Genomic DNA, 6583 nt, shown 5'->3' on the forward strand with positions numbered 1-6583 from the left:
GGGGAAGGAAGGCAAAGGGCACGGCGAGTCAGTGATCCGACGGATTCTTGCAGAAGATCTTGACAGTCGCTCAGGCCCCTGGTCTCCTGCCTCCAACGCCCATGTGCGAGCTGCAAATTGTTAGCGCTAACAATTCTCCGGCGTCCCCCATCACCCTCAGGGGCCACACCTTGTCGCCGCTCCGCCGCTCCGCCGCGCCGCCGCGCCGTGCGGCCGGATCCGCAGGTGCCGAGGGCAGGTCGCCCCTGCCCAAACCGTGTGACAGCTCATCCGGTCACAAAGGAGATCTCAAATGCGCAGACAAAGTTCCAGCCGCAGCCGCCTGTCCGCGGTGCTCGCCGCCGCGGTCGCGGCCCTGGCCGCGTTGGCGGCGCTGCTCGTCGCCGGCCCGGCTCAGGCGGCCACCACCAGCGACTTGCGCGGTGTTGCTTCCGGCCGCTGTCTCGATGTGGCGGGCTTCAGCCAGTCCGACGGCGCAAACGTACACATCTGGGACTGCCACGGTGGAGTCAACCAGCAGTGGACGTTGACGGACAGCAGCCAGCTGACCGTGTACGGCAACAAGTGCCTGGATGTCCGGGGCGGCGCCACCACGTCCGGGACCCCGGTGCAGATCTGGACGTGCAACGGCAGTGAGAACCAGCAGTGGCGGGTGAACTCCGACGGCACGATCGTCGGCGTGCGGTCCGGGCTGTGTCTGGAGGTCTCGGGCTGGGGCACGGCCAACGGCACGGGGGTGCAGATCTGGTCGTGCCACGGTGGCAGCAACCAGAAGTGGACCGGCCTGTCCGGGGTGAGCAACGCGTGTGCCCTTCCGTCGGCCTACCGGTGGACCTCGACGGGTCCGCTGGCGCAGCCGGCGAACGGGCAGCTGGCGCTGAAGGACTTCTCCACCACCACGTACAACGGCAAGCACCTGGTCTACGCGACCACCTCCAACGGAACGGCGTGGGGCTCGACGGCGTTCAGCCCCTTCACGAACTGGTCGGACATGGGGGCGGCCACCCAAACCAGGATGAACGAACCCGCGGTGGCGCCCGAACTGTTCTACTTCGCGCCCAAGGACGTCTGGGTGATGGTGTCCCAGTGGAGTCAGTGGCCGCTCTACTACCGCACCTCCAGCGACCCCACCAACCCCAACGGCTGGTCCGCCGCGCAGCCGCTGTTCACCGGCAGCCTGCCCGTGGGACCCGGGGACCGGAGGGACGCCCCGATCGACCCGACCATGATCGCCGATGACCAGAACATGTACCTGTTCTTCGCCGCCGACAACGGCAAGATCTACCGGGCGAGCATGCCGATCGGGAACTTCCCGGGCAACTTCGGCTCCTCGTACACGACGGTCATGAGCGACGCGACGGACCTTCTGTTCGAGGCGCCGGAGGTCTACAAGGTCCAGGGCCGGGACCAGTACCTCATGATCGTTGAGGCGCAGGGTTCGAACCGCTACTTCCGCTCGTTCACCGCCTCCAGTCTGAACGGTCCGTGGACCGTCCAGGCCGGCAGCGAGAGCAGCCCCTTCGCGGGTCAGGCCAACAGCGGTTCCACCTGGGCCAAGGGCGTCAGCCACGGTGACCTGGTCCGCAACAACCCCGACCAGACCATGACCATCGATCCCTGCAACCTGCAGTTCCTCTATCAGGGCCTCCCCACCACCACACCGGAGAACACCGACTACCTGAAGCTGCCGTACCGGCCGGGTCTGCTCACCCTGCAGCGCTGACCCGCCTGAACCACGGCGCTCGCGATGTGGTGCGTTCCGCCGACGTGCAGCCGACGTGCAGCCGAGCGGTTCATGGCGTGGGCAGCTCCACCTGCTGACCCGTGCTCACCGCACCGAGGAACCCCGGCCGCGCATCGGCTGGGGTTCCTCACCCTGTACCGGCGGCCAAGGCGTAGCGGAGCCGGGCCGTGGAACGCCACGGCCCGGCTCCGGGGCGCTGCGGCTCAGCGGGCGCCGAGGAGGTGTTCGAGGGCGAGCTGGTCCAACTGCTCGAAGGCCATGCCGCGCCGGGCGGCGGCGTCGACGTCGAACTCGTCGAAGGCGGACGGGTCGGCCAGCAGCCCGGCCAGGCCGTCCGCGGCGGTCGGGAGGGCCAGTTCGGGCAGCCGGGAGGCGGCGAGCGCGGCCCGGACCTCCGGATCGGACCGGAAGGCGCGGGCACGCTCCGCCAGGATCAGGTAGTTGCGCATGCAGCCGGCCGCCGAAGCCCAGACGCCGGCGGAGTCCTCGGTGCGCGGAGGCTTGAAGTCGAAGTGGCGGGGGCCGTCGTAGCCGGCCGACTCCAGCAGGTCGACCAGCCAGAAGGCCTGGCGCAGGTCGCCCGCACCGAAGCGCAGGTCCTGGTCGTACTTGATGCCCGTCTGGCCGTTGAGGTCGATGTGGAACAGCTTGTCGTGCCACAGGGCCTGGGCGATGCCGTGCGGGAAGTTCAGCCCGGCCATCTGCTCGTGGCCGACCTCCGGGTTGAGGCCGACCCGCTCGGGCCGCTCCAGCTCGTTGATGAACGCCAGGGCGTGGCCGATGGTGGGCAGCAGGATGTCGCCGCGCGGCTCGTTGGGCTTGGGTTCGATCGCGAAGCGCAGGTCGTACCCCTGGTTCTCGACGTACTCGCCCAGCAGGTCGAAGGCCTCCTTCAGTCGGTCGAGGGCGGAGCGCACGTCCTTGGCCGCGCCCGACTCCGCGCCTTCGCGGCCGCCCCAGGCGACGTAGACCGAGGCGCCGAGTTCCACGGCCAGGTCGATGTTGCGGATCGTCTTGCGAAGCGCGTACCGGCGCACGTCCCGGTCGTTCGCGGTGAAGGCGCCGTCCTTGAACACCGGGTGGGTGAAGAGGTTGGTGGTGGCCATCGGGACCTTCAGCCCGGCCGTGTCGAGTGCGGTGCGGAAGCGCTTGACCGCCTGCTCGCGGGCGGCCTCGCCGGCGCCGAAGGGGATCAGGTCGTCGTCGTGGAACGTGACGCCGTAGGCGCCGAGCTCGGCCAGCCGCTCCACGGACTCGACCGGGTCGAGGGCGGGGCGGGTGGCGTCGCCGAAGGGGTCCCGGCCCTGCCAGCCGACGGTCCACAGGCCGAAGGTGAACCTGTGCGCGGGGGTGGGGACGAGCGGGTCGCTGGTCATGAGGCGCTCCGGTCTGGGCCGAGGGCTATTTGTAATGGCGAAAAACAAATTAGTATGCGGACACGCCAGAAGGAACCCCACCGGAGGAACGCATGTCTGCTCAGCGTGTCGTGATCGGTGTCGACAGCTCGACCCAGGCCACCAAGGCCCTCGCCGTCGACCTGGACACCGGCGCCGTCCTGGGCGAGGGCCGCGCCGCTCACGCCGTCAGCGCGGGCGCCGGACGCGAGAGCGACCCCGAACAGTGGTGGCGGGCGCTCGGCGAGGCCACGGCGGGCACCGGCTGGGCGGATCGTGCCGCGGCCTGCTCGATCGCCGGCCAGCAGCACGGCCTGGTCACCCTCGACGCGGCGGGACGGCCGGTGCGCCCGGCGCTGCTGTGGAACGACGTCCGCTCCGCGCCGCAGGCCGCCGAACTGGGAGCCGCGTTCGGCCCGGCAGAGCTCGCCCGCCGCACCGGAAGCGTTCCCACCGCTGCTTTCACGTCCGCCAAGTGGGCCTGGCTGCGCGCGAACGAGCCTGCCGCCGCCGACAGCGTCGCGGCCGTCCGGCTTCCCCACGACTTCCTGACGGAGCGCCTGACCGGTGAGGCGGTGACGGACCGCGGAGACGCGTCGGGAACCGGCTGGTGGGGCCCGGACGGCTACGACACCGATGTCCTCGGCCGGATCGGCCTCGACCCCGGGCTGCTGCCGCAGGTCCTCCCGCCGGGAGCCCGGGCGGGCGTCGTCCGAGCCGGGATGCCGCTGCGCAGGGGCGCACTGGTGGCGACCGGGACCGGTGACAACATGGCCGCCGCCCTCGGCCTGGGCCTGACCCCCGGACGTCCGGTGCTGAGCCTCGGTACCTCCGGTACCGTCTACGCCGTCGGCCGGACCCGGCCCACCGACCCGGGCGGAACCGTCGCAGGCTTCGCCGATGCCCTCGGCGGCTGGCTGCCGCTCGCCTGCACGCTCAACTGCACCCTCGCCGTCGACCGCTTCGCCGCCCTCGTCGGCCGCGACCGGGAGGACGTCGAGGGAGGCGGCACGGCGGTGGTGCTTCCCTACCTGGACGGCGAGCGCACCCCCGACCTCCCGGGCGCTTCCGGCCTGGTCCACGGCCTGCGCCACGACACCACGCCCGGGCAGCTGCTCCAGGCCGCCTACGACGGCGCCGCCCACGCCCTGCTCGCGGCCCTGGACGACGTGCTGCGCGCCGGAGGCGAGAGCCCCGCCCCCGGCGAACCACTCCTGCTGATCGGCGGCGGAGCCCGCGGCAGGGCCTGGCAGCGGACCGTCCTGCGACTGTCCGGGCGGGCGGTCCAGGTGCCCGGGGCCCGGGAACTGGTCGCGCTCGGGGCCGCCGCCCAGGCCGCCGCACTGCTCACCGGTGAGCCCGCCGATGCCGTCGCCCGGCGCTGGCGGACCGCCGAGGGCCGGGTACTGGAGCCCGTACCCCGTGACGACGACACGCTCGAACGGATCACCAGTACGCTGCGGCGGGCGCGGGCCTTGCAGGAGGTCCCGCCGGGAGAGCGATAGGAGGGTCGGGCCGATGACGGGGACCGGCAGGGCGAGCGGGGGCGCGGAGGCCGCGCCCGCCTCGCAGCAGGGGATGCGCCGGCGGAACCTCGCGGTGGTGATCGGCGTGGTCGCCGCGCACGGCCCGCTCTCCCGGGCGGACGTGGCCGGGCACACGGGCCTGACCAGGCCGGCCGTCTCCTCCATGGCCGACGAGCTCATCGGTCGAGGAGCGCTGACCGAGACGGAGACAGCGCCCAGCGGACGGGTCGGCCGCCCCGGACGGGCGCTGGCCCTGAACGATCGGGGTCCCGCGGGCCTCGGCCTGGAGATCGGCGTCACCCATCTCGCCGCGTGCGTCGTGGACCTGCGCGGTGAACCCCGGGTCTGGCGTCGCGTGGAGCGGGCCAACGCGGGCCGGCCGGCCGGAGAGGTGCTGGCGGAGGCCGCCGCGCTGGGCGCCGAGGCGGAGTCCGAGGCCGCGGCCCTCGGCCTGCGCGTCGAGGGCCGCGTCCTGGCCGTGCCGGGGGTGGTGCCGAACGAGCCGGGCGGGCTGGTTGCGAACGCCCCCAACCTCGGCTGGCAAGCCGTCCGCCCCGCCGACCACTGGCCCGACCCCGACACCGTGCCCGAGCCGGAGAACGAGGCCAACCTCGGGGCGCTGGCGGAGCAGTGGCACCGGGGCAACCCCGCCGAGACCTTCGTACACGTCTCCGCCGAGGCCGGAATCGGTGCCGCACTGGTCATCGACGGGCAGCTGTTCCGGGGCGCCCGCGGCTTCGCGGGCGAACTCGGGCACCTGCCCGTCCACCCGGAGGGCGCCCCTTGCGCCTGCGGGGCACGCGGCTGCCTGGAGCAGTACGCGGGCGAAGCGGCCGTGCTGCGGGAGGCCGGGCTGGGACTCGTCGGCGACCCGGTGGCCCTGCTGGCCGAGCGGGCAGCCGCCGGGGACGCGGCGACCCTGCACGCCCTGGACCGCGCGGGACGGGCCCTGGGCCTCGCCCTGACCTCGGCGGTGAACCTGATCGACCCGGACGGCCTCGTTCTCGGCGGCGCCTACACCGAACTCGCCGACTGGCTCCTCCCGTCGGTACGCGCCGAACTGGCCGCCCGGGTCACCGTCCGGCCCTGGAACCCGGAGGCGGTGCGCCCCTCCGTGCTGGGGCGCCGCGGACCGGTGCTGGGCGCAGCGTGGTCGACCGTCCGGCAGATCATCGCTGATCCCGCCCGCCTGCCCATCCGCTGACTGGTGCTGTGACCGTAAAGGCTCACCGTGCCAGGGCGCAGAACCCGTCCACCGCGAATCGGTGCGCCGTCGTGGGCTACGCGCCGCCAGGAGCGTGCAGCTCTCCCGTCCGGGCAACGCGGGCGTACCAGTGCGCGCTCGATTTGGGTGTGCGCTTCAGAGTGTCGTAGTCGACGTGGATGGCACCGAACCGCTTTGCGTACCCGTACGACCACTCGAAGTTGTCGAGCAGCGACCAGAGGAAGTAGCCGCGTACGTCCGCCCCGTCGGCGATGGCCCGGTGCACGGCGTCGAGGTGGGCGTGGATGTAGGCGGCGCGTTCGGGATCGTGGACCGTGCCGTCGGGTCCGATCTCGTCCTCGTAGGCCGCGCCGTTCTCGCTGATGACGAGCGGCAGTCCGGGGTACCGGGCGGCGGTGCGGGTCAGCAGGTCGTACAGCGCGCTCGGGTCGACCGGCCAGCCCATCGCCGTGCGTTCGCCCGGCGCTTGGTGGAAGGCGACCTCGTCCGCGCCGGGCCAGGGGGAGTGTTCGCTGTTTCCGTGGCCGTCGTCCTGCGGCTTCTCGTCGCCGGGCGCGACGTGCGAGACGACCGTCGGGGTGTAGTAGTTGACGGCGAGGAGGTCCAGGGGCTGGTGGATCGTGGCGGTGTCGCCGTCCTGTACGAAGGACCAGTCGGTCAGGTGCGCGGTGTCCGCGAGCAGGTCCTGGGGGTA

5 protein-coding genes are annotated in these 6583 nt (G+C 72.4%); 3 read left to right on the forward strand and 2 right to left on the reverse strand.

The features are described 5' to 3' along the window. The first annotated feature begins 292 nt into the window (after nt 1-292). Entirely contained in the window at nt 293-1723 is a 1431-nt protein-coding gene (locus ACFVX6_RS40345) for a non-reducing end alpha-L-arabinofuranosidase family hydrolase (RefSeq protein WP_389699559.1), read from the forward strand. 224 nt (nt 1724-1947) lie between these two features. Here the strand turns inward: ACFVX6_RS40345 and xylA are convergent, their stop codons facing one another. Further along, nucleotides 1948-3120: a xylose isomerase gene (gene xylA, locus ACFVX6_RS40350; RefSeq protein ID WP_389699560.1), complete on the reverse strand. Its 1173-nt coding sequence runs from the start codon at nt 3118-3120 to the stop codon at nt 1948-1950. Nucleotides 3121-3212: 92 nt separating this feature from the next. Here xylA and xylB point away from each other — a divergent pair, with 92 nt between their 5' ends. Then, nucleotides 3213-4643 (forward strand): xylulokinase, encoded by a 1431-nt coding sequence (gene xylB / locus ACFVX6_RS40355; protein WP_389699561.1) that lies wholly within the window; start codon nt 3213-3215, stop codon nt 4641-4643. A gap of 13 nt (nt 4644-4656) precedes the next feature. Then, on the forward strand, nt 4657-5868 hold the full coding sequence (locus ACFVX6_RS40360; protein ID WP_389699562.1) for an ROK family protein: 1212 nt from the start codon (nt 4657-4659) through the stop codon (nt 5866-5868). Between the two features lie 76 nt (nt 5869-5944). On the opposite strand, the gene ACFVX6_RS40365 is transcribed toward ACFVX6_RS40360, so the two are convergent. Next, on the reverse strand, nt 5945-6583 hold a 639-nt coding region (locus ACFVX6_RS40365), incomplete at its 5' end, for a glycoside hydrolase family 1 protein (RefSeq protein WP_389699563.1).

This window comes from Streptomyces sp. NPDC058289 (assembly GCF_042880975.1).
GTDB lineage: Bacteria > Actinomycetota > Actinomycetes > Streptomycetales > Streptomycetaceae > Streptomyces > Streptomyces stoeckheimensis.